Annotated in this window: 32 protein-coding genes; 29 read left to right on the top strand and 3 right to left on the bottom strand. The window is 62.7% G+C overall.

Annotated elements, in window-relative coordinates; translation table 11 throughout:
- Positions 1 to 2: 2 nt before the first annotated feature.
- The 3 genes from ACO07D_RS19800 to ACO07D_RS19790 form a co-directional block, all read right to left on the bottom strand.
- Complete coding sequence (locus ACO07D_RS19800; RefSeq protein WP_421704647.1) at positions 3 to 605, bottom strand: OmpW/AlkL family protein; 603 nt, start codon at positions 603 to 605, stop codon at positions 3 to 5.
- A gap of 242 nt (positions 606 to 847) precedes the next feature.
- Complete coding sequence (locus ACO07D_RS19795) at positions 848 to 1,210, bottom strand: type II toxin-antitoxin system HicB family antitoxin (protein ID WP_421704646.1); 363 nt, start codon at positions 1,208 to 1,210, stop codon at positions 848 to 850.
- The gene (locus ACO07D_RS19790; protein ID WP_421704645.1) at positions 1,207 to 1,464 is read right to left on the bottom strand and encodes a type II toxin-antitoxin system HicA family toxin; all 258 of its coding nucleotides are present in this window, start codon (positions 1,462 to 1,464) and stop codon (positions 1,207 to 1,209) included. The genes ACO07D_RS19795 and ACO07D_RS19790 overlap by 4 nt, the downstream gene beginning before the upstream one ends.
- A 153-nt stretch (positions 1,465 to 1,617) precedes the next feature.
- On the opposite strand from ACO07D_RS19790, the gene ACO07D_RS19785 reads away from it, so the two are divergent.
- The 29 genes from ACO07D_RS19785 to ACO07D_RS19645 all read left to right on the top strand — a co-directional run bounded on the left by ACO07D_RS19785 (position 1,618) and on the right by ACO07D_RS19645 (position 25,938).
- The gene (locus ACO07D_RS19785; RefSeq protein WP_421704644.1) at positions 1,618 to 3,222 is read left to right on the top strand and encodes a carboxyl transferase domain-containing protein; all 1,605 of its coding nucleotides are present in this window, start codon (positions 1,618 to 1,620) and stop codon (positions 3,220 to 3,222) included.
- 50 nt (positions 3,223 to 3,272) lie between these two features.
- On the top strand, positions 3,273 to 3,770 hold the full coding sequence (locus ACO07D_RS19780) for a hypothetical protein (protein WP_421704643.1): 498 nt from the start codon (positions 3,273 to 3,275) through the stop codon (positions 3,768 to 3,770).
- Positions 3,770 to 5,704: an acetyl/propionyl/methylcrotonyl-CoA carboxylase subunit alpha gene (locus ACO07D_RS19775; RefSeq protein WP_421704642.1), complete on the top strand. Its 1,935-nt coding sequence runs from the start codon at positions 3,770 to 3,772 to the stop codon at positions 5,702 to 5,704. The genes ACO07D_RS19780 and ACO07D_RS19775 overlap by 1 nt, the downstream gene beginning before the upstream one ends.
- Positions 5,701 to 6,378, top strand: a complete 678-nt coding sequence (locus ACO07D_RS19770; protein ID WP_421704641.1) for a glutathione S-transferase family protein — start codon at positions 5,701 to 5,703, stop codon at positions 6,376 to 6,378. Before ACO07D_RS19775 ends, ACO07D_RS19770 begins: the two co-directional genes overlap by 4 nt.
- A gap of 1 nt (position 6,379) precedes the next feature.
- Positions 6,380 to 7,237 carry a hydroxymethylglutaryl-CoA lyase gene (locus tag ACO07D_RS19765; RefSeq protein ID WP_421704640.1) on the top strand — a complete coding sequence of 286 codons (858 nt, stop codon included), beginning with the start codon at positions 6,380 to 6,382 and terminating at the stop codon, positions 7,235 to 7,237.
- Between the two features lie 2 nt (positions 7,238 to 7,239).
- Positions 7,240 to 8,022 carry a crotonase/enoyl-CoA hydratase family protein gene (locus ACO07D_RS19760; RefSeq protein ID WP_421704639.1) on the top strand — a complete coding sequence of 261 codons (783 nt, stop codon included), beginning with the start codon at positions 7,240 to 7,242 and terminating at the stop codon, positions 8,020 to 8,022.
- 223 nt (positions 8,023 to 8,245) lie between these two features.
- Complete coding sequence (locus tag ACO07D_RS19755) at positions 8,246 to 8,554, top strand: YjhX family toxin (RefSeq protein ID WP_421704638.1); 309 nt, start codon at positions 8,246 to 8,248, stop codon at positions 8,552 to 8,554.
- Between the two features lie 11 nt (positions 8,555 to 8,565).
- Complete coding sequence (locus tag ACO07D_RS19750) at positions 8,566 to 9,027, top strand: helix-turn-helix domain-containing protein (RefSeq protein ID WP_421704637.1); 462 nt, start codon at positions 8,566 to 8,568, stop codon at positions 9,025 to 9,027.
- Entirely contained in the window at positions 8,913 to 9,758 is an 846-nt protein-coding gene (locus tag ACO07D_RS19745) for a bis-aminopropyl spermidine synthase family protein (RefSeq protein ID WP_421704636.1), read from the top strand. The genes ACO07D_RS19750 and ACO07D_RS19745 overlap by 115 nt, the downstream gene beginning before the upstream one ends.
- 431 nt (positions 9,759 to 10,189) lie before the next feature.
- Entirely contained in the window at positions 10,190 to 10,555 is a 366-nt protein-coding gene (locus tag ACO07D_RS19740) for an NADH-quinone oxidoreductase subunit A (protein ID WP_300518185.1), read from the top strand.
- The gene (locus ACO07D_RS19735; protein WP_421704635.1) at positions 10,546 to 11,079 is read left to right on the top strand and encodes a NuoB/complex I 20 kDa subunit family protein; all 534 of its coding nucleotides are present in this window, start codon (positions 10,546 to 10,548) and stop codon (positions 11,077 to 11,079) included. The genes ACO07D_RS19740 and ACO07D_RS19735 overlap by 10 nt, the downstream gene beginning before the upstream one ends.
- Positions 11,080 to 11,085: 6 nt before the next feature.
- Entirely contained in the window at positions 11,086 to 11,706 is a 621-nt protein-coding gene (locus ACO07D_RS19730) for an NADH-quinone oxidoreductase subunit C (protein ID WP_421704634.1), read from the top strand.
- Positions 11,706 to 11,843, top strand: coding sequence for a hypothetical protein (locus ACO07D_RS19725; RefSeq protein ID WP_421704633.1), 138 nt, complete (start codon positions 11,706 to 11,708; stop codon positions 11,841 to 11,843). Before ACO07D_RS19730 ends, ACO07D_RS19725 begins: the two co-directional genes overlap by 1 nt.
- Positions 11,840 to 13,063 carry an NADH-quinone oxidoreductase subunit D gene (locus ACO07D_RS19720; protein ID WP_421704632.1) on the top strand — a complete coding sequence of 408 codons (1,224 nt, stop codon included), beginning with the start codon at positions 11,840 to 11,842 and terminating at the stop codon, positions 13,061 to 13,063. Before ACO07D_RS19725 ends, ACO07D_RS19720 begins: the two co-directional genes overlap by 4 nt.
- Positions 13,060 to 13,356, top strand: coding sequence for a hypothetical protein (locus ACO07D_RS19715; RefSeq protein WP_421704631.1), 297 nt, complete (start codon positions 13,060 to 13,062; stop codon positions 13,354 to 13,356). Before ACO07D_RS19720 ends, ACO07D_RS19715 begins: the two co-directional genes overlap by 4 nt.
- Before the next feature lie 177 nt (positions 13,357 to 13,533).
- On the top strand, positions 13,534 to 14,643 hold the full coding sequence (nuoE, locus tag ACO07D_RS19710) for an NADH-quinone oxidoreductase subunit NuoE (protein WP_421704630.1): 1,110 nt from the start codon (positions 13,534 to 13,536) through the stop codon (positions 14,641 to 14,643).
- A gap of 15 nt (positions 14,644 to 14,658) precedes the next feature.
- Positions 14,659 to 14,883: a DUF5337 domain-containing protein gene (locus tag ACO07D_RS19705; protein WP_421704629.1), complete on the top strand. Its 225-nt coding sequence runs from the start codon at positions 14,659 to 14,661 to the stop codon at positions 14,881 to 14,883.
- A 4-nt stretch (positions 14,884 to 14,887) separates the two neighbouring features.
- On the top strand, positions 14,888 to 16,183 hold the full coding sequence (nuoF, locus tag ACO07D_RS19700; RefSeq protein WP_421704628.1) for an NADH-quinone oxidoreductase subunit NuoF: 1,296 nt from the start codon (positions 14,888 to 14,890) through the stop codon (positions 16,181 to 16,183).
- A 2-nt stretch (positions 16,184 to 16,185) separates the two neighbouring features.
- Entirely contained in the window at positions 16,186 to 16,320 is a 135-nt protein-coding gene (locus ACO07D_RS19695) for a hypothetical protein (protein WP_421704627.1), read from the top strand.
- Positions 16,321 to 16,447: 127 nt separating this feature from the next.
- A complete protein-coding gene (locus ACO07D_RS19690; RefSeq protein WP_421704626.1) occupies positions 16,448 to 16,867 on the top strand; it encodes a DUF5333 domain-containing protein in 420 nt (139 codons plus the stop codon).
- A gap of 54 nt (positions 16,868 to 16,921) precedes the next feature.
- Positions 16,922 to 18,940, top strand: a complete 2,019-nt coding sequence (nuoG, locus tag ACO07D_RS19685) for an NADH-quinone oxidoreductase subunit NuoG (RefSeq protein ID WP_421704625.1) — start codon at positions 16,922 to 16,924, stop codon at positions 18,938 to 18,940.
- 6 nt (positions 18,941 to 18,946) lie between these two features.
- The gene (locus ACO07D_RS19680; RefSeq protein WP_421704624.1) at positions 18,947 to 19,357 is read left to right on the top strand and encodes a hypothetical protein; all 411 of its coding nucleotides are present in this window, start codon (positions 18,947 to 18,949) and stop codon (positions 19,355 to 19,357) included.
- A gap of 14 nt (positions 19,358 to 19,371) precedes the next feature.
- Positions 19,372 to 20,409: an NADH-quinone oxidoreductase subunit NuoH gene (gene nuoH, locus ACO07D_RS19675; RefSeq protein WP_421704623.1), complete on the top strand. Its 1,038-nt coding sequence runs from the start codon at positions 19,372 to 19,374 to the stop codon at positions 20,407 to 20,409.
- Positions 20,410 to 20,412: 3 nt separating this feature from the next.
- Entirely contained in the window at positions 20,413 to 20,904 is a 492-nt protein-coding gene (gene nuoI, locus ACO07D_RS19670; RefSeq protein ID WP_421704622.1) for an NADH-quinone oxidoreductase subunit NuoI, read from the top strand.
- Positions 20,901 to 21,308: a carboxymuconolactone decarboxylase family protein gene (locus tag ACO07D_RS19665; protein WP_421704621.1), complete on the top strand. Its 408-nt coding sequence runs from the start codon at positions 20,901 to 20,903 to the stop codon at positions 21,306 to 21,308. The genes nuoI and ACO07D_RS19665 overlap by 4 nt, the downstream gene beginning before the upstream one ends.
- A complete protein-coding gene (locus tag ACO07D_RS19660; protein ID WP_421704620.1) occupies positions 21,305 to 21,919 on the top strand; it encodes an NADH-quinone oxidoreductase subunit J in 615 nt (204 codons plus the stop codon). Before ACO07D_RS19665 ends, ACO07D_RS19660 begins: the two co-directional genes overlap by 4 nt.
- Positions 21,920 to 21,993: 74 nt before the next feature.
- Complete coding sequence (gene nuoK, locus ACO07D_RS19655) at positions 21,994 to 22,299, top strand: NADH-quinone oxidoreductase subunit NuoK (protein WP_421704619.1); 306 nt, start codon at positions 21,994 to 21,996, stop codon at positions 22,297 to 22,299.
- 7 nt (positions 22,300 to 22,306) lie between these two features.
- Positions 22,307 to 24,394, top strand: a complete 2,088-nt coding sequence (gene nuoL, locus ACO07D_RS19650) for an NADH-quinone oxidoreductase subunit L (protein WP_421704618.1) — start codon at positions 22,307 to 22,309, stop codon at positions 24,392 to 24,394.
- A complete protein-coding gene (locus ACO07D_RS19645; RefSeq protein ID WP_421704617.1) occupies positions 24,394 to 25,938 on the top strand; it encodes an NADH-quinone oxidoreductase subunit M in 1,545 nt (514 codons plus the stop codon). Before nuoL ends, ACO07D_RS19645 begins: the two co-directional genes overlap by 1 nt.
- The last annotated feature ends 12 nt before the right edge of the window (positions 25,939 to 25,950 follow it).

The raw sequence follows: 25,950 nt of genomic DNA, 5'->3' as shown, positions 1-25,950 counted from the left end.
GATCAGAAGCGGTGAACGTAACCCACGTTGAACACGAACGGATCGATATGGGCGGTGCCGATGGAGGCGCCGTCCAGGAAGACCTCGCTGTCGATGTCCATGTAGCGCACCTCAAGGCGCATCGCGCCGGTGTCGCTGATCTGGTAATCGACGCCCGCAGCTGCGGCCAGGCCCCAGCTGTTCTTGAGGCGCAGATCGCCCCCGGCGATGTCATCCTCGAAGAACACGGTGTAGTTCACGCCCAGGCCGACAAATGGGGTCAGCGCGCCACCGGTCGGGAAGTGGTACTTCAGCGACACGGTGGGCGGCAGGTGCTTGGTCGTGGCCGAGGCAACACCATCCAGGTAAATGTTGTGCGAGAACGGCGTGGCCGCCAGGATCTCGATGCCCAGGTTGTCACGGATGAAGTACTCGGCGGTCAGCGACAGCTGGGTGTTCTCGCTGATCGTGGCCTCGGCTGCATTGACCGTGCCGTTGTCGGATTTCGGGGCCACGCTGGCAAAGCCCAGGCCGATGGTGAAATCCCCGGCGGATTGCGCAGCCACGGGGCCTGCGAGGGCGACAAAGGCGACGGACATCGCGAGCTTGGCGGACAGGTGTTTCATATCTTTCCCTATTCTAAGTTTTGTGGGGAAAGCGTCGTTGCAGGTGCAACGACGTTCTCTGATCCAGATCAAATTGGTAACAGTTTGGTAACGGCCTGTTGGTGCGAAAGCCCAATGAAAACAGGGGTATTCCACTGATGCATACCAGAATTGTGATTTTCGCATATAGAGGCGCAAATATATTGAGGGGCCGCCTAAGGCTAACTGCCCGAGGGGAACTCGCAAAGCGCGACGGGGTGGTCTCAGGCGTCCCGAATACGCCGTGTCCCGCTTTCAAGGATTTCGCGAGCGGCTTTGGCCAGAGTGGTGTCCATCCATTGGTTGATGGAGCTTGCGCTGGCGGCCGCTGCGTCGGAAATCAGACGGTGATGCTCGGGCGTGGTTCGGAACGCCAGTTTGCCGGAGTAGGGCTTTTCCGGCTCCTCACCATCCTCAGCACACCAGTCCAGGTAGTCGTCAACACTTTCGTGGAATGCCTTTGGCAGTTCTTCGGCGGTGCGCGCCTGAAAGGTAATCACGTCGCGAATACCCAGAACTTCACCATGGAAGAGCAGGGCATCTTCGTCGAAAGAAACCGTCGCGTTGTATCCCTTATAGGGTTTCATGGACTTATTCCTGCTTCTGTCAAAAAGCGACGCACGGATCGCACCGCGTCCTTGACAATGGTGGGTTGTGGGTGGGGCTCATGGAAGACCATACGCCGCCCGTTCAGTGAGACGCGGACTCTGGAGCCCGATCCCTGTTTGATTTCCGCGCCTAGCGCGAGAAAGAGGTTTTCAACGTCCGTCCAGCGGATATCCGCACGAACAGGAGTGGCGAAGATTGCCGCAAGAGTGCGGGCTTGCTTTGAAGAAACCATCAAGGTGTCCTTTTCCGTCCAGTCTAAGCGTGGGCATGTGTTCTTCTCCTTGATCTACTTCTTCTACTTCTGGCTTCGCAGGGACTGCTCCACTCGCACCTGCGACTGGAAGATTTATAGTATCAAAAAACGATATCGTCAAGAGGTGGCGCTATGAAACTAAAATCCCAAGCCATGCCCGGCTCGGACGCCTGGAAGGCAAACCGCGAGGGGCATCTGGAAGCTCTGGAAACCATTCGTGAGGCGGCGGCCAAGGCCGCAGCGGGCGGGGGCGAACGATCCCGTGACCGGCACCTCAGCCGAGGCAAGATGCTGCCCCGCGACCGGGTCGCGAACCTACTGGACCCGGGTAGCCCGTTCCTGGAGGTTGGCGCCACCGCCGCCCACGGCATGTACGGTGATGCCGCGCCCTGCGCGGGTGTGATCGCGGGCATCGGTCAGGTGAAGGGCCAAGAGGTCATGGTGGTCTGCAACGACGCCACGGTCAAAGGCGGCACCTACTACCCGATGACCGTCAAGAAACACCTGCGCGCGCAGGAGATTGCCGAGGAGAACAACCTTCCCTGCATCTACCTGGTCGACAGTGGCGGGGCGAACCTGCCCAACCAGGATGAGGTCTTCCCGGATCGCGACCATTTCGGGCGCATCTTTTACAATCAGGCGCGGATGTCGGCGAAGGGCATTCCGCAGATTGCCGTCGTAATGGGGTCCTGCACCGCCGGTGGGGCCTATGTGCCCGCCATGTCGGACGTGACCATCATCGTGAAAGAGCAGGGAACGATCTTCCTCGCGGGCCCTCCGCTGGTGAAGGCCGCGACCGGCGAGGTCGTCTCGGCCGAGGACCTGGGCGGCGGCGACGTGCATACGCGCTTGTCCGGTGTAGCGGACTATTTGGCCGAGGATGACGCCCACGCCCTGGCGCTGGCCCGTCGCGCGGTGGAAAGCCTGAACCGCGAAAAACCCTTCACCGTGAAATGGCAGGAACCCGAAGAGCCGCTATATGACGCCGAGGAACTGCTGGGCGTGGTGCCCGCCGACCTGCGCACGCCCTACGATATCCGCGAGGTGATCATGCGCGTGGTGGATGGCTCGCGGTTCGACGAGTTCAAACCGCGCTTTGGCGAAACCATGGTCACCGGGTTCGCCCATCTGAAGGGCTGCCCGGTGGGGATCATCGCCAACAACGGCGTGATCTTCTCGGAAGCCGCGCAGAAGGGTGCGCATTTCGTCGAGCTGTGCAGCCAGCGAAATATCCCGCTGATTTTCCTGCAGAATATCACGGGCTTCATGGTCGGGCGCAAATATGAAAACGAGGGCATCGCCCGTCACGGAGCCAAGATGGTGACGGCTGTGGCGACCACCAATGTGCCGAAAGTGACCATGGTCGTCGGCGGATCCTACGGTGCCGGCAACTACGGCATGGCGGGCCGCGCCTATCAGCCGCGTTTCATGTGGTCCTGGCCCAACTCGCGGATTTCCGTGATGGGCGGCGAACAGGCCGCAGGCGTTCTGGCGACCGTCAAACGCGACGGGATCGAACGCAAGGGCGGCACTTGGTCGGCGGAAGAGGAAGCCGCCTTCAAACAGCCCACCATCGACATGTTCGAGGAACAAAGCCACCCGCTCTATGCCTCTGCCCGCCTGTGGGATGACGGCGTGATCGACCCGCGCAAAACCCGCGACGTGCTGTTCCTGTCGCTGTCGGCAGCGCTGAACGCTCCGATCGAGCCGACCAAGTTCGGCGTGTTCCGGATGTGATGGGGATGTCCTTCCTTGCACTCAGGGACCGTTGCTTGGCCATCGGCGCGTTGATCCTCGCCATGGCTGTGCAACCGGTCATGGCAGACATGTGGTCTCCGGTGCTGGCCTGGAGGTGCGACACGGAGGCCAAGCATATGGCGATTTACGACGTGTGGGTCGATGCAAACGAAGAATGGCCTCAGACGCGTGATGGCTTCTATGTTCCGATGCAAGATATCCGGGACGACGAACGCGCGGTCGTACCAGCGTTTTCGTGTGACCTGGGAGAGGCCGGTCACTTTGAAGTCCTACGAACCGAGCTGAATATTCCCAAGCCTAGAGGGATGTGCGGAGCTCAATATCATTCGCAGTACCAACTGCTCAAGGACGGCGAGCTGCGTGTGATCTTCTCTATCGGGTGCTTTGGCGGCGTCTTCGTCGAAGCGCATCAAAACGGTGGTCAAATCTGCGCTCTGAAAGATACCGATGGCGCGTGCCAAAGACTAAGCGCAGACAAACTCATCAAGCTCAACCTATTCGGCAAGTTCGAAGAAAGGCAGCAATAATGTTCAACAAGATCCTGATTGCAAACCGGGGCGAGATTGCCTGCCGGGTCATGGAAACCGCGCGCAAGCTGGGGGTCGCCACGGTGGCGGTCTATTCCGACGCGGATGCAGGCGCCAAACATGTGATGATGGCGGATGAGGCCGTCCACATCGGCCCGCCGCAGCCTGCGGAAAGCTATCTGCGGGGCGACGCGATCATTGCCGCCGCCAAGGCCACGGGCGCGCAGGGCATTCACCCCGGCTATGGCTTCCTGTCGGAAAACCCCGATTTCGTCGAAGCGGTCGAGGCTGCGGGCCTGACCTTTATCGGCCCCTCGGCCAGTGCGATCCGCGCCATGGGGCTGAAGGACGCCGCCAAGAAGCTGATGGTCGAGGCGGGCGTGCCCGTCGTGCCGGGTTATCACGGTGAAAACCAGGACGCCGCTTACCTGGCGGATCAGGCTGACCAGATCGGCTACCCGGTGCTGATCAAGGCGGTCGCGGGCGGCGGCGGCAAGGGTATGCGCCGCGTGGATGACCCCGCTGATTTCGCCGATGCGCTGGCTTCGGCCCAGGGCGAGGCGCGGACGGCCTTCGGCAACGCCGATGTGCTGATCGAGAAGTATATCCTCAGCCCCCGTCATATCGAGGTGCAGGTCTTTGGTGACGGCACCCATGCGGTGCATCTGTTCGAACGGGACTGTTCGCTGCAACGCCGCCACCAGAAGGTGATCGAGGAAGCCCCTGCGCCGGGCATGACCGCCGAGGTGCGCGAGGCCATGGGCATGGCCGGTGTGCGTGCCGCCGAGGCGATCGGATATAAGGGCGCGGGCACGGTGGAGTTCATTGTGGACGGCGCGAACGGCCTTCGCCCTGACGGGTTCTGGTTCATGGAGATGAACACGCGACTGCAGGTGGAACATCCGGTCACGGAAGAGATCACCGGCGTTGATCTGGTCGAATGGCAGCTGCGGGTTGCCAGCGGTGAAGGCCTGCCGAAACAGCAGGGTGAACTGTCGATCAACGGCCACGCGTTTGAGGCACGGCTGTATGCGGAAGACGTGCCCAAGGGCTTCCTGCCCGCGACCGGCACGCTCACGCACCTGCGGTTCCCGGAAGGCGCGCGGGCTGACAGTGGTGTGCGTTCGGGCGACACGATCAGCCCCTTCTATGATCCGATGATTGCCAAGCTGACGGTCCATGCGGCGACCCGCGCGGCGGCGCTGCAACGGCTGACCTCTGCGCTGGAACATTGCGAGGTGGCCGGGTCTGTCACCAACCTGGGTTTCCTGGGCGCTCTGGCACGGCATGAGGGTTTCGCGGCGGGCGATGTGGACACCGGTTTGATCGAACGCGACCTGGACGCGCTGATTGCCGAAGCCGGCCCGACGCTCAGCGATATCGGTGCCGCCGCGCTCTCAGCGCTGGACCTGCTGAAGCCGAAGGGCTCGGGCTTTACCCTCTGGGGGGGGCTGAACCATTTCGTGACCCTGAGCCATGGTGACGACCAGTTCGACGTGGTCGTCACCACCTACAGCGCCGATCACCATGTGATCACCCTGGGCGAGGACAGCGTTGAGGCCACCCGCATTGATGGCCAGTGGAAGCTTGGCGGCGACCGCGGCCCGCGTGTGGCGAAGGCGGGCAACGTCGTGACCGTGTTCACCGGCTCGGGGCTTGAGTTCCACGTGGCCGATCCGCTGGATCGCGATGCGGGCGCCGGTTCGGGTGCAGGCGTGATCGAGGCGCCGATGCCGGGTCTGGTCAAGGCCGTCTTCGCTGAGGCCGGACAGGACGTGAAACAGGGCGACCGCCTGGCGATCCTGGAGGCGATGAAGATGGAACACTCGCTGGAAGCCGCGCGCGACGGCGTGGTGGCCGAGGTGCTTTGCGCCGGTGGGGATCAGGTCGAAGCCGGTGCGCCGCTGATCCGTCTGGAGGATGAAGAGGAATGAGCGCTTTCAAGCTGCATCACGTGCAATACGGGCGCTCGTTCCGGGTGCTCTGGTTGATCGAGGAGGCCGGTCTGGAGGACAAGATCGGCCCGCTCGAAGTTGTCGAATATCAGATCGGCACGGCCGAGATGCGCGAAGGGGGCTTGCCCCGCGTCTCCCCCGCCGTGCGCATTCCGGCGATTGAAATCGGCGACATGGCGATGAGCGAAAGCCCCGCCATCGTTGAATATCTGGTGGAAACCTACGCCCCCGAATTGGGCGTGGCCCCGGGGGCGGCGGAGCGCACGGACTATCTGCAATGGATCCACTATTCGGAAACCATGGCGAGCCTGATCGAGCAGCTGAACCTGCAAATGGTCTTCCTGCGTCCGCCCGCAAAGCCCAGCCCAATTGTCATCAAGCTGAACGTTGCCCGCCTGCGGGCGACGCTGAAGGGGGTGGAAGCACGTCTTGAAGGGCGCGACTGGCTGCTGGATCGCGGCTTTTCCGCTGCTGATATCATGATGGGCTTCAACCTCTTCGCCGCGCCCTTCTATCTAAAGCTGGACGAGTTCCCGAACATTCGCGGCTATATCGACCGCATGGAAGCGATGCCCTCGCACCAGCGCACCGTGGCGCGTGAGGGGGAACAGCGCTTCTACGCGCAGGATTTCTACCCGGTACCGGAGGAATAAGATGGCGGAATACGTCGAGATTTTCGAAGTCGGCCCGCGCGACGGGTTGCAGAACGAAAAGCGCCAGATCCCGACGGCGGAAAAGATCGCCCTTGTGGATACGTTGTCCGGCGCCGGGTTCAAGCGGATCGAGATCGCCAGTTTCGTCAGCCCGAAATGGGTGCCGCAGATGGCCGATAGCGCGGATGTGCTGGCGGGGATCAATCGCCGCGAGGGCATCTCCTATGCCGCGCTCACGCCGAACCTGCGTGGCTTCGAAGGGGCGGTGGCCGCCAAGGCCGACGAGATCGCGATTTTCGGTTCGGCCTCGGAAGGGTTCTCGAAGGCCAATATCAACGCCACCATCGCCGAAAGCCTGGAGCGTTTCGCGCCGGTGGCCGAGGCAGCCAAGGCGGCGGGCCTGCCGATGCGGGGCTACGTCTCCTGCGTGACGGATTGTCCTTACGATGGGCCGACCCCGCCCGAGAAGGTCGCCTGGGTCGCCGAGCAGCTGATCGCGATGGGCTGCTACGAGGTCAGCTTGGGTGACACGATCGGCCAAGCCACGCCCGACAGCATCGGCGCCATGCTGGACGCGGTGCTCGAGGTGGCCGAACCTGAGATGTTCGCGGGGCATTATCACGACACCTCGGGCCGGGCGCTGGCCAATATCGAGGTCTCGCTGGAGAAGGGCCTTCGTGTCTTCGATGCCGCCGTGGGCGGCCTGGGTGGTTGCCCCTATGCGCCGGGCGCCAAGGGCAATGTTGCGACCGAGGCGGTGCACGACCGCGTCACCGCGCTGGGCTATGACACGGGGCTGGATCGCGCCGTGCTGGATGAGGCCGCCGAAATGGCGCGCCGCATGCGTCAGGAGGGATGAGTATGTATGAAACGATCGACATCCAGGTCGATAACCGTGGCGTTGCCACGCTGACGCTGGACCGCGCCGACAAGCACAACGCGCTCTCGGCGCAGATGATTGCCGAGCTGACCGAGGCGGCGGGCAAGCTGGGCGCCGACCCGGCGGTGCGCGTGGTGATCCTGACCGGGGCTGGCAAGAGCTTCTGTGCCGGGGGCGACCTCAGATGGATGCAGGACCAGATGGCGGCGGATGCCGACACGCGGTTCGTCGAGGCCAAGAAACTGGCCATGATGCTGAATGCCTTGAATGAAATGCCGAAACCGCTGATCGGCCGCGTGCAGGGCCAGGCCTTTGGTGGCGGGGTCGGCATGGCCTGCGTCTGCGACGTGGCCATCGGTGTGGACAGCGCCAAGTTCGGCCTGACCGAGACCCGCCTGGGTCTGATCCCGGCCACCATCGGACCTTACGTGTTGGCCCGCCTGGGCGAGGCGATGGCGCGCCGCGTCTTCATGTCCGCGCGCATCTTCGGCGCCGAGGAGGCGGTGACCCTGGGGCTTCTCGCCAAGGCGGTGTCTGCCGAGGATCTGGATGCGGCCGTGGAAGCCGAGGTCAAACCCTACCTCAACTGTGCCCCAGGCGCGGTGGCGGAGGCCAAGCGCTTTACCCGCTGGCTTGGCATGCCGATCACCGAAGAGGTGGTTGACCAGACCATTCGTGGCCTTGTCGAGCGTTGGGAGAGCGACGAGGCGCAGGAGGGCATCGGCGCCTTCTTCGACAAGCGCAAGCCGGGCTGGGCGGGCTAAGCCACAAGGCACAGTCCATTGCGACTGTGGCCCCGGTGCTAGCCCGTGCCTACTTTTTGGGGTTGGGTGCTTGCGAATTTCTCCGCCACCGCCTATCTCACGGCTCTGACGAGCGGCATGACCGCTCGCAAGATGGAGATTTTATGTTCGAGTCCCGGTCGGGTACCCGTTCCTGATCCGCAACGGATCCGGGAACAGCTGAAACACCAAAGGCCCCTCACGCGTGACGCTGAGCGGCCTCGTTTCCGTACCTTTCCGAAGATCGAGACATCTCTTGAATATCTCAAAGCAAGAACAGCGCGTTCTGCACGAACTCGCGCTGGGCGGTGAGATCCGCTACCAACGCGCCGACAATGGCAAAGTCACCTCCATCACCTGCTTTTCGCGGGACGGGCATGTCCTGACCAACTGCACGCTTCAGGTTTTCCAGGGCCTGAAGAAGAAGCGCCTTGTCCGCTCGCAAAAAAGCGGTCCCTACCGCATCTCGAAACTGGGCGTCACCCTGGTGCGCGCGCAGATGAACCAGCGTTGAGGGGGCGGGCCATGACACGGAGCGAACACCCGTCCCGCCCGCCCTTGGGCAGCACGCTGTTGGAAGAGGTTGCGGCCAATGTCACCCTGCGCGAGGGCGCGCCAGGGGTGGCCGCCTTCCTGCGCGCGGTTGCGCGGCAGGATGGGGCGCCCTTGAAGACACTGGCGCGCAGGCTCGGCTGGCCGGTTCCGGTTGCCGCGGCGGTGCGCCGGGAGCTGGAGACACGCGGGTATCTGACGCGCCGGGGCGGGGTATGGCTGACCGCGCTCGGACGGCGCTATGCCTCTGACATACTTGATCATTCCGCCTCCTCTGCCGCCTTCTGTCCAACCTGCAACGGGGCGGGTTGCAGGACCCGGTGCCCGAACTTGTCCGCGCCTTGGAGCGCCTTCTGGAACGCGCACCGGGGGTGCGAGTCGAATTGGATCAGGCCCCATGCACGGCACAGACCGCATTGCGCCGTGCCGCCCTGATGCATGATCGGGGCGCGCTGGAGGGGCGTGATATCCTTCTCTTGGGGGATGACGATAGCCTGTCTCTGGCGATCCCGCTCTACCTGGCGCATCAGGGGCGCAACCGTACGGTGGACAATATCACCGTGCTGGAGCTGGACCCCGGGCGGATTGCCTTTCTGGAACAGACCTGTGCAGCGATCGGCGCGCGGGTCACGGTCATCCCGCATGACCTGCGCGATCCCCTGCCGCAGGCGCTGTGCGGGCGGTTTGACAGTTTCCAGACCGATCCCCCCTATACGGTCGCGGGGGCTGCGCTGTTTCTCACCCGCGCCGCCGAGGCGCTGCGCTCGGGGCCGGGCAGCCTGGGGTTTCTGTCCTATGGGCAGCCCGCCACGGTCGACCAGTTCGCCCTGTTTCGCGAGGTCCACAGTCTGGGCTTCGCGGTGAAATCGGTGCACCGGGATTTCAACGCCTACCACGGGGCGTCGATCCTGGGTTCGACCGGGCAGATGATCGAACTGGAAGGCCTGTTTGCCACGCCGCCCCAACAGGCGGGCCGGTTTACGGGCGGCATATATACGGCGGAGAAGACAGCGCGCAGGCGCGGGTATCGCTGCACCAGGTGTCGCCGGAAGCTGGTGCTTGGCGAGGCAGGGGTGGCGCGCACCATCGGGGCGCTCAAGGCGGCGGGTTGCCCGGACTGTGGCGGTCACCTGTTCAACCGCTGGTCGCCGGATGCGGGGCCGTGACAATGGGGGCTCGCGAACACCCTGACGGCGAATCCGGGTGACATTCTGACCGCAGACGGCAGAGGCAGGGCGGGGGTGTTGGACGCAATAACCCTGCCCATGCGTCGCAGCCTCCCTCCCGGCGGGCACAGGACGGGCACGCCGGGGCGGGGTGTGGTGAGTCTTGCGAGGATTTCAAGGGCTGGGCGTGAAAATCGGGTTTTGGAACGATTTTTCTGCGAAATTCGACGCCTGCGGCGGGCGGGTGACCGCGCTTTGGGCGGTGGGAAAAGGCATTGTAAACAGTGGTATACAACGGCAAACAAGTCATTGTGTCGCATAGTTATTCCAATATTGGAATGCTTGCCCCATTCGGTTGACCCTAGGGGGTTCGAGGAGTAAACCGACGAAAGCTAGCGACATGCGGCCCACCCGCATCAAAGGAGCCACACGTGGAAGAACTTCTTCGGGAATACCTCCCAATTATCGTTTTCATGGGACTGGCCATCCTGATCGGCCTCGTCTTCATCATTGCCGCTGCCCTCCTGGCTGTGCGCAACCCGGACCCCGAAAAACTCAGCGCCTATGAATGTGGCTTCAACGCCTTTGACGACGCGCGGATGAAATTCGACGTCCGGTTCTACCTGGTGTCCATCCTTTTCATCATCTTCGACCTGGAAATCGCCTTCCTGTTCCCCTGGGCCGTGGCCTTCAAGGACGTCGGCGTGATCGGCTTCTGGTCGATGATGGTATTCCTGGCGGTGCTGACCATCGGTTTCGCCTATGAATGGAAGAAAGGGGCCCTGGAATGGGAGTGATGACCGGAGCGAACACCGCGGGCGGCGATCGCGAACACGCCACGCGGCTTCTGAACGATCAACTGGCCGACAAGGGCTTTCTGCTGACCACCACCGACGACCTGATCAACTGGGCGCGCACCGGGTCGCTGCACTGGATGACCTTCGGTCTGGCCTGCTGCGCGGTCGAGATGATGCATGCCTCGATGCCGCGCTATGACCTCGAGCGCTACGGGATCGCGCCGCGCGCCTCCCCGCGTCAGTCGGACGTGATGATCGTCGCGGGCACGCTGACCAACAAGATGGCCCCGGCCCTGCGCAAGGTCTATGACCAGATGCCCGAGCCGCGCTATGTGATCTCGATGGGCAGCTGCGCCAATGGTGGCGGTTACTACCACTATTCCTACAGTGTCGTGCGCGGCTGTGACCGTGTCGTGCCCGTGGACATCTATGTCCCCGGCTGCCCGCCCTCGGCCGAGGCGCTGTGCTACGGCATCCTGCAGCTGCAACGCAAAATCCGCCGTACCGGCACGATCGTGAGGTAAGCGAAAATGAGCGAAGCCCAGAACGCCAGCCTGAACGAACTCGGCGCGCTGATCGAAGCGAAACGCCCCGATTGCGTGCTCTCGTGGGAGGTCGCCTTTGGCGAGCTCAACGTGACGGTGCCGCTGAGCGGTCTTCCGGCCTTTGTCGAGTTCCTGAAGACCGACAAGAGCTGCCGGTTCTCGACCCTGGTCGACATCACGGCGGTCGATTACCCGGAGCGCGAGGCGCGGTTCGACGTGGTCTACCACTTCCTGTCGATGTATCAGAACCAGCGCATCCGCGTGAAAGTCGCGGTGCGTGAAGAGGACATGGTGCCCTCGATCATTGACGTGCACCCCTCGGCCAACTGGTTCGAACGCGAAGTCTTCGACATGTTCGGCATCCTGTTCACCGGCCACCCGGACCTGCGCCGCATCCTGACGGATTACGGCTTCCGTGGGCACCCGCTGCGCAAGGACTTCCCGACCACCGGTTACACCGAGGTGCGCTATGACGAGGTCGAGAAACGCATCGTCTATGAACCCGTGTCGCTGACCCAGGACTACCGCCAATTCGACTTCATGTCGCCTTGGGAGGGTGCCGAATACATCCTGCCCGGGGATGACAAGGCGGAAGAGGTGAAGTGATGGAGCTGCCGGTCGCATTCATCGAGTTGTTGACGGCGACGGTCATGCTGTTTGGGGCCATGCCCCTTTTTAAAAACTGCCGTGTTTCACCTGAAAGTGTGAATATCAACGGAAAGTATTGGGGAAAGCGCCAATGATGGACGGAACCAACGGCTTCAACGACGCCGAGACCGGCGAACAGAAGATCCGCAACTTCAACATCAACTTCGGGCCTCAGCACCCGGCCGCACACGGCGTGCTGCGCATGGTGCTGGAGTTGGATGGCGAGATCGTGGAACGTGCCGATCCGCATATCGGCCTTCTGCACCGCGGCACCGAAAAGCTGATGGAAAGCCGGACCTACCTGCAGAACATTCCCTATTTCGACCGGTTGGACTACGTGGCGCCGATGAACCAGGAACATGCCTGGTGTCTGGCCATTGAAAAGCTGACCGGCACCGAGGTGCCGCGCCGGGGCCAGCTGATCCGCGTGCTCTATTCGGAAATCGGCCGTATCCTGAACCACCTCTTGAACGTCACCACCCAGGCGATGGACGTCGGCGCGCTGACCCCGCCGCTCTGGGGGTTCGAACAGCGCGAAGACCTGATGATCTTCTACGAACGGGCCTGTGGCGCGCGCCTGCACGCGAACTACTTCCGTCCGGGCGGGGTGCATCAGGACCTGCCGCCCGATCTGATCGACGACATTGAAGCCTGGGCACACAAGTTCCCGGCCGCTCTGGATGACATCGACGACCTGCTGACCGAAAACCGAATCTTCAAGCAGCGCAACGCCGATATCGGCATTGTCACCGAAGAAGACATCCTGAACTGGGGCTTCTCGGGCGTGATGGTGCGTGGTTCGGGCCTGGCCTGGGATCTGCGTCGCAGCCAGCCCTACGAGTGCTATGACGAGTTCGATTTCCAGATCGCCATCGGCAAGAACGGCGACTGCTATGACCGCTATCTGGTCCGCATGGCCGAGATGCGCGAGTCGACGAAAATCATCCTTCAGGCGATCGAAAAACTGCGTGCGCCGGAGGGGCAGGGCGATGTGATGGCCCGTGGCAAACTTTCGCCGCCCAAGCGCGGTGACATGAAAATGTCCATGGAAAGCCTTATTCATCACTTCAAATTGTATTCTGAAGGGTTCCACGTGCGCGCGGGTGAAGTCTACGCGGCCGTTGAGGCGCCCAAAGGAGAGTTTGGCGTTTATCTGGTCGCGGACGGCTCCAATAAGCCCTACCGCGCGAAGATCCGTGCGCCCGGGTATCTTCATCTCCAGGCCATGGATCACGTCGCTGGCGGCCACCAACTGGCGGACGTCGCGGCGATCATTGGAACCATGGACATCGTGTTTGGAGAGATCGACAGATGAATATGAAGACCCTGAAGACCGCAACCGCCCTTCTCGTGTTCGGCGCCGGTATGGCGCAGGCCGTGGATATGCCTTCGGGCGTGACCCAGGATGACGTGGACAACTTCATCCAGGCAATGTTGGAAAACAACTGCCTGGTGACCACGGATGCCGACGGGGACGCCATCGAAGGTGCCACCGGCTTTAACGAGGAGAAACTGGAAATCATCGTGGGCTACCTGATCGAACAGGGTCAGGTCACCGGCGTCGAAGCTGGCGAAGGCATTCGTCTGGTGAACGAGGCCTGCGACTAAACATGCGCCGTGGGGGCAGCATCGCGGGGCGTGAGCCCCGAAGGCAGTCTCCGCACTGCGCGGAACGGGCGGCCCGGGAGAGCCGGGCCCTCCGTTTCGTGGCAGGCGCTTACGAAACCTTGGCCGCCCGTCCCGGGCGCGCCTGACTTTGGTAAGAGAAGAGGTCGAGACAGTCTGATGCTGCGCCGCCTGCACCACGAACAGCCAGAAAGCTTCGCTTTCACGCCCGCCAACCAGGCCTGGGCTGAAGCACAGATCACCAAATACCCGGAAGGCCGCCAGGCTTCGGCGGTCATTCCGCTGTTGTGGCGCGCCCAGGAGCAGGAAGGCTGGCTGACCAAGCCCGCGATCGAATATGTGGCGGACATGCTGGACATGGCCAATATCCGCGTGTTCGAAGTGGCCTCGTTCTACTTCATGTTCCAGCTGCAACCGGTTGGTTCCGTGGCCCATATCCAGATTTGCGGTACGACCTCCTGCATGATCTGCGGCGCCGAGGACCTGATCGCGGTCTGCCGCGAAAAGATCGCCGACAAGCCCCATGTGGTGTCGGCCGATGGCAAGTTCAGCTGGGAAGAGGTCGAATGCCTTGGCTCCTGCACCAACGCGCCGATGGCCCAGATCGGCAAGGATTATTACGAAGACCTGACCGCCGAGAGCTTTGCCAAGCTGATCGACGAGATGGCCGCCGGAAACGTTCCGGTGCCCGGTCCGCAGAACGGCCGCTACGGCGCCGAGCCGCTGTCGGGCCTGACCTCGCTGACCGAATACGAAAGCGGCAAGACGCAGTACAACGCGTCCGTGCAGCTGGCCGCCGACATCGGCGATACGATCAAACGAATCGACGGCACCGAAGTGCCGCTGCTGACGCCCTGGCAGGGCAAGTCAACCGCGAAAGCAGCCAGCAAACCGGCTGCCAAAGCCGCCGCCAAGCCCAAGAAAGCCGCCGCGCCCAAGGCGAAACCCGCCGAGGCGCCCGCCGCTGCCGAAGGCGAGGCCGCACCGAAAAAGCCGCGCACCCTGAAAGCGCCGCGCAAGGCCGGCGCCGACGACCTCAAACAGCTCAAGGGCGTGGGCCCCAAGCTGGAAGAGAAGCTGAACAACCTTGGGTTCTGGCACTTCGACCAGATCGCCAAATGGACCGAGGCCGAAGTGGCCTGGGTCGACGACAACCTGTCCTTCAAGGGCCGTATCCAGCGCGACGGCTGGATCGAGCAGGCCAAGACGCTCGCGGAAGGTGGCGAGACGGCCTTCTCGAAAAAGGTCAAGAAGGGCGACGTGTACTAAACGATGGCTGGGGGCATGAGCATCGATCCGAAACAAGATACCGCCAGACAGGGCAGGGTGGCCGCCGTGGTTATCGCTGCCACTGGCGTGTTGTGGATCGGCTCGACCTTCGCCGGGTCGCAACTGGGGTGGTCTCACCGGACCCTTGCCCTGTTCGACCTTGCCGCGCTGGCAGGCTTTGCCTGGGCGCTGATTGCAATTTACCGGATCTGGCGCGCGCGTCAGAATGACGAGGGATGATGGAATGCTGAAGGATCAGGATCGGATCTTTACCAACCTTTACGGCATGCACGACCGCACCCTGGCGGGCGCGAAGGCGCGCGGCCATTGGGACGGCACCGCCGGGATCATTCAGAAGGGCCGCGACTGGATCGTGGACCAGATGAAGGCCTCGGGCCTGCGTGGCCGCGGCGGCGCGGGCTTCCCGACTGGCCTCAAGTGGTCCTTCATGCCCAAGGAAAGCGACGGGCGCCCGGCCTATCTGGTGGTGAACGCAGACGAATCCGAGCCCGGCACCTGCAAGGACCGCGAAATCATGCGCCACGATCCGCATACGCTGATCGAAGGCTGCCTGATCGCCTCCTTCGCGATGGGCGCGCATGCCTGCTACATCTACATTCGCGGCGAATACATCCGCGAGCGTGAGGCGCTGCAGGCCGCCATCGACGAGGCCTATGACGCGGGCCTTTTGGGCAAGAACGCGGCCGGCTCCGACTGGGATTTCGACCTCTACCTGCACCACGGCGCCGGCGCCTATATCTGCGGCGAGGAAACGGCCCTGATCGAAAGCCTTGAAGGCAAGAAGGGCATGCCGCGCATGAAGCCGCCCTTCCCGGCAGGCGCGGGTCTCTATGGTTGTCCGACCACGGTGAACAACGTGGAAAGCATCGCTGTCGTGCCGACCGTCCTGCGTCGTGGCGCGGATTGGTTCGCCAGCTTCGGCCGCCCGAACAACGCGGGCACCAAGCTCTTTGGCATCTCGGGTCACGTGAACAACCCCTGCGTGGTCGAAGAGGCGATGAGCATCTCGTTTGAAGAGCTGATCGAGAAACATTGCGGCGGCATTCGCGGCGGCTGGGACAACCTGCTGGCGGTGATCCCCGGCGGCTCGTCGGTTCCTTGCGTGCGTGGCGAGAACATGCGAGACGCGATCATGGATTTCGATGCGCTGCGCGATGTGGGCTCGTCGTTGGGCACCGCCGCGGTCATCGTCATGGACAAGCAGACTGATATCATCAAGGCGATCTGGCGTTTGTCGAAATTCTACAAGCACGAAAGCTGTGGCCAGTGTACGCCTTGTCGTGAAGGCACCGGCTGGATGATGCGCGTGATGGACCGCCTGGTGAAGGGTGAAGCCGAGCTGGAAGAGATCGACATGCTGTTCGATGTGACCAAACAGGTCGAAGGCCACACGATCTGCGCCCTGGGCGACGCCTCGGCCTGGCCGATCCAGGGTCTGATCCGCAACTTCCGCGAAGAGATCGAAGACCGCATCAAGGCGCAGAAATCGGGCCGCATGGGCGCGATGGCGGCGGAATAACAATGGGAGACGAAACCAGGCACGACGATGAAGTGATCGAACAGGGCGAAGTTCCCAAGGGCGTCAAGCTGGCGTTGTGGGGGGCGGCGGCCTTCATGGTTCTGATCGGCTTTACAGCCTGGGTTATGTACGGCTGATGATTGGGCACGGTGCACATATCCAAACCCCTTGGGAACATGGCGAAAAGTCGCCGTGGGCCGGGGTCGGTTATTGCATAACAGCCGGGGGCCTCCCCACCTCCTTTCTATCGAAAGGAGACTTCTGATGAGTAAAACGCGTAACACCCTTCTTCTGGCGGGCCTCCTGGTCGCCACAGCCGCCCCGGCTGCCACGGCCACGGATTACACCGCCCTGCGCGAGGACGCCCATGTGCATGAGCGTCTGTTGACCGCCTCCAAGGCCTATCTGATCGAAAAGGCCTGTCCGACGATCGAGCGGCGCAAGCTCTACCTGCTGGGACAGGTGATGAAACTGCAAAGCTATGCCCGCGGGCTGGGCTACACGAACAAGGAAATCTCGGCCTATGTCGATGACAAGACCGAACAGGCACGGTTCCGTGCCCTTGCCGAACCCTGGATCGCCGAACGCGGCGGTGTGAAGGGCGACGCGGACAGCTACTGCGCGGTAGGCCGCGCCGAGATCGAGAACAACACCCCGGTCGGGGCGATGATGCGCCTGGACTGAGGAAAGACAAGCATACGGGGGCGCAATGCCCCCGTGGAACGAAAAGGAAGCGGGATGAGCGACCTGAAAAAGATCGTCATTGACGACACGGAAATCGAGGTGGACGGCGCGATGACGCTGATCCAGGCGTGCGAGGAAGCGGGCGTGGAAATCCCGCGCTTCTGCTATCACGAGCGCCTGTCGATTGCGGGCAACTGCCGCATGTGCCTGGTCGAAGTGGTTGGCGGTCCGCCGAAGCCCACCGCCTCCTGCGCGATGCAGGTGCGCGACCTGCGCCCGGGGCCGGAAGGCCAGCCCCCGGTCGTCAAGACCAACTCGCCGATGGTCAAGAAGGCCCGCGAAGGCGTGATGGAGTTCATGCTGATCAACCACCCGCTGGACTGCCCGATCTGCGACCAGGGCGGCGAATGCGACCTGCAGGACCAGGCCATGGCCTATGGCCTGTCGGGCTCGCGTTTCAAGGAAGGCAAGCGTGCGGTCGATGATCTGAACCTCGGCCCGCTTGTGTCCACCGCGATGACACGCTGCATCTCCTGCACCCGCTGTGTGCGTTTTACCACCGAGGTCGCGGGCATTACCCAGATGGGCCAGACCGGCCGTGGCGAGGATGCCGAGATCACCAGCTATCTGAACCAGACGCTGGACAGCAACATGCAGGGCAACATCATCGACCTCTGCCCGGTTGGTGCGCTGACCTCCAAGCCCTATGCCTTTACCGCCCGTCCTTGGGAGCTGACCAAGACCGAAACCATCGACGTGATGGACGCGCTTGGCTCGAACATCCGCGTGGACACCAAGGGGCGCGAGGTCAAACGCATCCTGCCGCGCAACCATGATGGCGTGAACGAGGAATGGATTTCCGACAAGACCCGTTTCGTCTGGGACGGGCTGCGTCGCCAGCGCCTGGACCGTCCTTACGTGCGCGTTGATGGCAAGCTTAAGCCGACATCCTGGGGCGAGGCTCTGGCCGCCGCTGCTGCGGGCATGAAGGGCAAGAAGGTCGCGGGGCTGGTCGGCGATCTGGTTTCGACCGAGGCCGCCTTTGCGCTGAAACAGCTGGTCGAGGGCCTGGGCGGGAGTGTCGAATGCCGCACCGATGACGCCAAGCTGCCGGAAGCGAACCGCTCGGGTTACCTGGGCACGGCCACCATCGAAGACATTGATAATGCCGAGCTTATCCAGCTGATCGGCACCAACCCGCGCGACGAGGCGCCGGTGCTGAACGCGCGGATCCGCAAGGCCTGGCTGAAGGGCGCCGAGGTCGGTCTGATCGGCGAAGCCGTGGACCTGACCTATGACTACCACCATGTCGGCACCGACCGTCAGGCCCTGTTGGACCTGGCCGATGCCGATCACGCGGGCGCCAAGGACAAGCGCTCGGTCGTGATCGTGGGCATGGGCGCCCTGCGCGAGGCCGATGGCGCCGCCGTCTTGAGCCAGGCGATGAAACTGGCCGAGGGTTCGGACAGCAAGCTGATGGTGCTGCACACCGCCGCCGCCCGCGTGGGCGCGCTGGACGCCGGTGTGGTGACCGAGGGCGGCATCACCGCCGCCATGGACGGGGCCGAGGTCGTCTATAACCTGGGTGCAGACGAGGTCGAGATCTCCAAGGGTGCTTTCGTGATCTACCAGGGCTCGCATGGCGACCGTGGCGCACACCGCGCCGACGTGATCCTGCCGGGGGCCGCCTATACGGAAGAGGGCGGGCTGTTCGTCAACACCGAAGGCCGCCCACAGCTGGCGCAGCGCGCCGCCTTCCCGCCGGGTGAAGCCAAGGAAAACTGGGCCATCCTGCGCGCCCTTTCGGCGGAGCTCGACGCGACCCAGCCCTGGGACAACCAGGCCGGTCTGCGCCGCGCCCTGGTCGAGGCCGTGCCACACCTGGGCAAGCTCGATCAGATTGCCGAGAACGAATGGACCCGCGAGCCGCTGAAGAAGCCCGCCAAGGCGACCTTTGTCAACGCGATCAAGGACTTCTACCTGACCAACCCGATCGCCCGGGCCTCCGAGGTGATGGCGGAACTGTCCGCCAACGCCAAGGCGCGCGCGGAAACGAAAGTGGCGGCGGAGTAAGACAGCATGCGCAAGATTCCCGCATACGTGCTGACGGTGACGGCCCTGGCCGCCCTGTCGGCCTGTGTGCAGCCGGGCACGGGGCAGGGGGGCGAGGAAATGCCCTTCACCCCCGCCTACCAGGGGATCGAAACGCGGCTTCTGGACGGCGACCTGGTGTCGTTCCAGGTCGAGATGACGGGCGCACGCGACAACAATGATGTCGCCGCCTACGGAGAATGTGCGGCAGCGCAATATGCGCTGATCCGCGGTTATGGTTTCGCGCGCCATGTGCGCACGAATGTGGACAAGAACGGTGGCGTTTGGCTGGGGGATGCGGTTTACACCATCTCGGCGGCGCTGCCCCGCGGATTGAAGACGATCGACGCCGAGGTCACCGTCCAGAATTGCGCGGAAAACGGGATACCGACGGTCTGAGGGCATAGGGAAACATGGTTGAATTCTTCACGACAACAAATCTGGGCATCTTCCTGCTCATCGTGCTCCAGTCCCTTGCGGTCGTCGTGCCGCTTCTGGTGGCGCTGGCCTTCCTGCTGTGGGGTGACCGCAAGATCTGGGCGGCCGTGCAGCTGCGCAAGGGCCCCAACGTGGTGGGCGCCTTCGGCCTCATGCAGTCCTTCGCGGACTTCGTGAAATACGTGCTGAAGGAAATCGTCGTGCCTGCTGGCGCGGACCGTTTCGTCTTCTTCCTGGCGCCGATGCTGTCGCTGGTCCTGGCGATGACCGCCTGGGCGGTGATCCCGTTCAACGACGGCTGGGTCGTGGCCGATCTGAACGTGGCAATCCTGTTCGTCTTCGCCGTGTCTTCGCTGGAGGTCTACGGCGTGATCATGGGCGGCTGGGCCTCGAACTCGAAATACCCGTTCCTGGGCTCGCTGCGCTCTGCCGCGCAGATGATCTCCTACGAGGTGTCGATCGGCCTGATCATCATCGGCGTGGTGATCTCGTCCGGCTCGCTGAACTTCGGTGACATCGTCATGGCGCAGGACGGCGCGGGCATCTTCAGCTGGTACTGGCTGCCCCATTTCCCGATGGTTTTCCTGTTCCTGATCTCGTCTCTGGCGGAAACCAACCGCCCGCCGTTTGACCTGCCGGAAGCGGAATCGGAACTGGTTGCCGGGTATCAGGTGGAATACTCGTCCACGCCCTTCCTCTTGTTCATGGTCGGCGAATACGTGGCCATCGTGCTGATGTGCACGCTGATTTCGCTCTTGTTCTTCGGCGGCTGGCTGTCGCCGATCGAGGCGCTGCCGGACGGTATCTTCTGGCTCTGCCTGAAGATCGTGTTCTTCTTCTTCGTCTTCTCGATGGTGAAGGCCATCACGCCGCGCTACCGCTATGACCAGCTGATGCGCATTGGTTGGAAAGTCTTCCTGCCGCTCAGCCTGGCCTGGGTCGTGCTGGTCGCCTTCTTCGCTCAATATCAACTCTTCTGGGGCGCCTATGCCCGCTGGACCGTGGGGGGCTGACGCATGGCTTTCGACTACGCACGTGCAACCAAGTACTTCCTGCTGAACGACTTCATCGTCGGCTTCAAACTGGGCCTGAAATACTTCTTCAAGCCCAAGGCCACGCTGATGTATCCGCATGAAAAGGGCCCGCTGAGCCCGCGTTTCCGCGGTGAACACGCCCTGCGCCGTTACCCGAACGGCGAGGAGCGCTGCATCGCCTGTAAACTGTGCGAGGCGATCTGCCCCGCCCAGGCGATCACCATCGACGCCGAACCGCGCGAGGACGGCTCGCGCCGCACCACGCGCTACGACATCGACATGACGAAATGCATCTACTGCGGTTTCTGCCAGGAAGCCTGCCCGGTGGATGCCATCGTCGAGGGGCCGAATTTCGAGTTTGCCACCGAAACCCGCGAGGAGCTGTTCTATGACAAGGAGAAACTCCTTGAGAACGGCGAGCGCTGGGAAGCCGAGATTGCCCGCAACCTCGAACTGGATGCGCCGTACCGATGAGTGATTTCACCAAGATCTACGCGCAGATGATGGAGCAGGGGCAGGACATGCTCCGCGCCTTCAACCCTGCGCTGGAGACCTTCCGCGCGGATGGCTTTGACAAGCTCATGCCGACCATGCCCAAGGACATGATGGACATGATGTTCGGCACGGCCTTCAACAAGGATGGTCTGGACGCCAAGACGCGCATGCTGATCACCCTGGCGGGGCTGGTTGTGCTGGGCGCGCAGGCGGGGCCGCAGATCAAGGTGACCGTGCGCCATGCCCTCGAGGCGGGCGCGACCGAAAAAGAGATCGCCGAGGTGATCTATCAGATGTCCATGCTGGGCGGCCTTCCGGCGATGAACCGGGCGCTGGAACTTGCGCAGGCCGTGTTTGACGAAAACGAGGAGGACGACGCATGAGCGTTGCCGATTTCGCCTTTTACATTTTTGCCATCACGACGGTGGCGGCGGGTTTCTGCACCGTGGTGTCGAAGAACCCCGTGCATTCGGTCCTGTGGCTGATCACCTCCTTCCTGGGGGCGGCCGGGCTGTTCGTCCTGCTGGGCGCCGAGTTCCTGGCGATGCTCCTGCTGATCGTCTACGTCGGTGCGGTGGCGGTGCTGTTCCTGTTCGTCGTGATGATGCTGGACGTGGACTTTGCCGAGCTCAAGGCGGGCATGGCCCAGTCGGTGCCGCTGGCCCTGCTGATCGGGGTGATCCTGCTGTTGCAAATCGGTGCCGTGATCGGTGTCTGGCAGTTCTCGGACGGGGCCGAGGCCGCGCGTGCGGCGATCACGCCTGCGATTGATGAGACACACAACACCATGGCGCTGGGGCAGGTGCTCTATGACGACTACATCCTGCTGTTCCAGCTGGCGGGTCTGATCCTGCTGGTGGCGATGATCGGGGCGATCGTGCTGACGCTGCGCCACCGCACCCATGTCAAACGCCAGAACGTGGTCGCACAGATGCATCGCGACCCGGCCCAGGCGCTGGAAATGCTGGACGTGAAACCGGGGCAGGGGCTGTAAGGCCCCCCTGGAACGAAATTCCGGCCCGTCCGTCGCAGAAACGGACAGATCGGAGAACGAGGGACGAAAGAGAAATGGTAGGACTTGAACATTACCTGGGCGTGGGGGCGGCGTTGTTCGTCATCGGCGTCTTCGGGCTTTTCCTGAACCGCAAGAACATCATCATCCTGCTCATGTCGATCGAGCTGATGCTGCTGTCCGTCAACATCAACCTGGTGGCCTTTTCGAGCTACCTGGGCGACTTGGTGGGGCAGGTGTTCACCCTGTTCATCCTGACCGTCGCGGCCGCCGAGGCGGCGATCGGTCTGGCGATCCTCGTCAGCTTCTTCCGCAACCGTGGCACCATCGCGGTTGAAGATGTCAACGTGATGAAAGGCTGAGGCGACCATGGCGACCATCATCCTCTTCGCCCCGCTCATCGGCGCGCTGATCGCTGGCTTCGGCCACCGCGTGATCGGCGACAAGGGCGCGCAATATGTGACCACCGGCCTGTTGTTCCTCGCGGCCGCGCTGTCCTGGATTACCTTCCTGGGCCTGGGTCACGAGACGCAGATCATCCCGATCCTCGACTGGGTCGAATCCGGCCAGTTGCAGGTCGACTGGGCCATTCGCCTGGACCGCCTGACCGCGATCATGCTGATCGTCGTGACCACGGTCTCGTCGCTGGTGCACCTTTATTCCATGGGCTACATGGCCCATGACCCGCAGTTCGAAGGCGTCAGCTACCGTCCCCGCTTCTTCGCCTATCTGAGCTTCTTCACCTTTGCCATGCTGATGCTGGTGACCGCCGACAACCTTCTGCAGATGTTCTTCGGCTGGGAGGGCGTGGGTGTCGCGTCGTACCTGCTGATCGGCTTCTACTACAAGAAACCCTCGGCCAATGCCGCCGCGATCAAGGCCTTCGTGGTCAACCGTGTCGGTGACTTCGGCTTTGCGCTCGGGATCTTCGGCCTGTTCTGGCTGACTGGCTCGATCCGCTTTGACGAGATCTTTGCCGCTGCCCCGCAGCTGGCCGAGACCGAGCTGCAATTCCTGTGGCGCGACTGGAACGCGGCCAACCTGCTGGCCTTCCTGCTGTTCGTCGGTGCGATGGGCAAATCGGCGCAGCTGTTCCTGCACACCTGGCTGCCGGACGCGATGGAAGGCCCGACCCCGGTGTCGGCGCTGATCCACGCGGCGACCATGGTCACCGCCGGTGTCTTCCTGGTCTGCCGCATGTCGCCGCTGATGGAATACGCGCCCGAGGCGACGACCTTCATCACCTACCTGGGCGCGATGACCGCCTTTGTCGCCGCGACCATCGGCCTGGTGCAGAACGACATCAAGCGCGTGATCGCCTATTCGACCATGTCCCAGCTGGGCTACATGTTCGTGGCCGCCGGTGTCGGCGTCTATTCGGTCGCCATGTTCCACCTGTTCACCCACGCCTTCTTCAAGGCGATGCTGTTCCTGGGGGCCGGTTCGGTCATCCACGGCATGCATCACGAGCAGGACATGCGCAACTATGGCAACCTGCGCAAGAAGCTGCCCTATACGTTCTGGGCGATGATGATCGGCACGCTGGCCATCACCGGTGTCGGCATCCCGCTGACGCACTTCGGTTTCGCCGGTTTCCTGTCGAAGGACGCGATCATTGAAAGCGCCTATGCGGGCACGCAAGGGGGCTTCGCCTTCTGGGCGCTGGTCATCGCGGCGCTGTTCACCAGCTTCTACAGCTGGCGCCTGATGTTCCTGACCTTCTACGGCGAGCAGCGTGGCGACAAACACACGCATGAGCACGCCCATGAAAGCCCCGCCGTGATGACGATCCCGCTGGGCGTCCTGGCCCTGGGCTCGGTCTTTGCCGGTATGATCTGGTACGGGTCGTTCTTTGGTGACCATGACCAGGTGAACGACTTCTTCGGCATCCCGCACCACGCTGAAGCGACTGCGGACGGCCACGCGCCTGCTGCGGATGATCACGGCGATGACCATGCGGCTCCGGCTGACGATCACGCCGCCCCGATGGCCCATGCAGAGGCGCCTGCTGGCGCGATCTTCATGCACCCGGACAACCACGTGATGGACGAGGCGCACCATGCCCCGAAATGGGTCAAGGTCAGCCCCTTCGTCGCGATGATCCTGGGCTTTGTCACGGCCTTCTGGTTCTACATCGTGAACCCGAGCCTGCCAAAGCGCCTGGCCGACACGGTTCCGCATGTCCATCAGTTCCTGCTGAACAAGTGGTACTTTGACGAGATCTACGACTTCCTCTTCGTCAAACCCGCCTTCAAGATCGGCCAGTTCCTGTGGAAACGCGGGGATGGCAAGACGATCGACGGCTTCCTCAACGGCGTGGCGATGGGCATCGTGCCCTGGTTCACCCGCATGGCGGGCCGGGCGCAGTCGGGCTACGTCTTTACCTACGCCTTCGCGATGGTCCTTGGGATCGTTGCTCTCATCTCCATCATGACCCTCTTTGGGGGCGCGCACTAATGAACGACCATCTCCTCTCACTGATCACTTTCCTGCCGCTGATTGCGGCGGCTGTTCTGGCGCTGTTCCTTCGCGGAGATGACGCGGCTGCACAGCTCAACGCAAAGCGGGTGGCCTTGCTGGCCACCAGCGGCACCTTCCTGGCCTCGCTCTTCATCTTTGCGGAGTTTGATCCCGCCAACACCGGCTACCAGCTGGTCGAGGATTATGACTGGATCATGGGGCTGAAATACAAGATGGGCGTCGATGGGATCTCGGTCCTGTTCGTGATGCTCACCACCTTCATGATGCCGCTGACCATCGCGGCCTCCTGGGGCGTCACCTCCCGGGTCAAGGAGTACATGATCGCCTTCCTGCTTCTTGAAACGCTCATGCTTGGCGTGTTCATGGCGCTGGACCTGATCCTGTTCTATCTGTTCTTCGAGGCAGGTCTGATCCCGATGTTCCTGATCATCGGCATCTGGGGCGGCAAGGATCGCATCTACGCGTCCTTCAAGTTCTTCCTCTATACCTTCCTGGGCTCGGTCCTGATGCTGGTCGCCATGATCTACATGGCCTTCGAGGTCGGCACCGATTTCGAAGCGCTCGCGGGGCATAGTTTCGGGTCCGAGACCTTCTCGATCCTCGGCATTCAGATCGTGGGTGGGGCACAGACGCTGTTGTTCCTGGCCTTCTTTGCCAGCTTTGCCGTGAAGATGCCGATGTGGCCGGTGCACACCTGGCTGCCGGACGCGCACGTGCAGGCGCCGACCGCCGGTTCGGTCGTTCTGGCCGCGATCCTCTTGAAGATGGGCGGCTACGGCTTCCTGCGCTTCTCGCTGCCGATGTTCCCGGTGGGTGTGGATGTGATGGCCAACTTCGTGCTGTGGATCTCGGTCATCGCCATCGTCTACACCTCGCTGGTCGCGCTGGTGCAGGAGGACATGAAGAAGCTGATCGCCTATTCCTCGGTCGCGCACATGGGTTATGTCACCGCTGGTATCTTTTCGCTGAACCAGCAGGGGGTCGACGGGGCGATCTTCCAGATGCTGTCGCACGGCTTCATCTCGGGCGCGCTCTTCCTTTGCGTCGGCGTGATCTATGACCGCATGCACACCCGCGAGATCGACGCCTACGGTGGCCTCGTGAACCGGATGCCGGCCTATGCGCTGATTTTCATGTTCTTCACCATGGCGAACGTGGGCCTGCCGGGCACCTCGGGCTTCGTTGGTGAGTTCCTGACCCTGGTCGGCATGTTCAAGGCCAACACCTGGATCGCCCTGGTGGCCGCGTCGGGTGTGATCTTCTCGGCCGCTTACGCGCTCTACCTCTACCGCCGCGTGGTATTCGGGGATCTGATCAAGGAAAGCCTGAAGACGATCCAGGAGATGAACACCCGCGAAAAGGCGATCTTCGCCCCGCTGGTGGTCATGACCCTGCTGCTGGGGGTCTACCCGGCGCTGGTCACCGACATCATCGGCCCCTCGGTCGAGGCGCTTCTGAACAACTATCACGCCGCCATTCCCGCAGCCGACGCTGCGGATGTGGCCATGGCTTCGCACTAAGGGGGGCGCATT

It is taken from the genome of Aliiroseovarius sp., from assembly GCF_965228805.1.
GTDB lineage: Bacteria > Pseudomonadota > Alphaproteobacteria > Rhodobacterales > Rhodobacteraceae > JASBTN01.
Note: the sequence above shows the minus strand (reverse complement) of the source record. Positions and strands in the feature narration are given on the sequence as shown.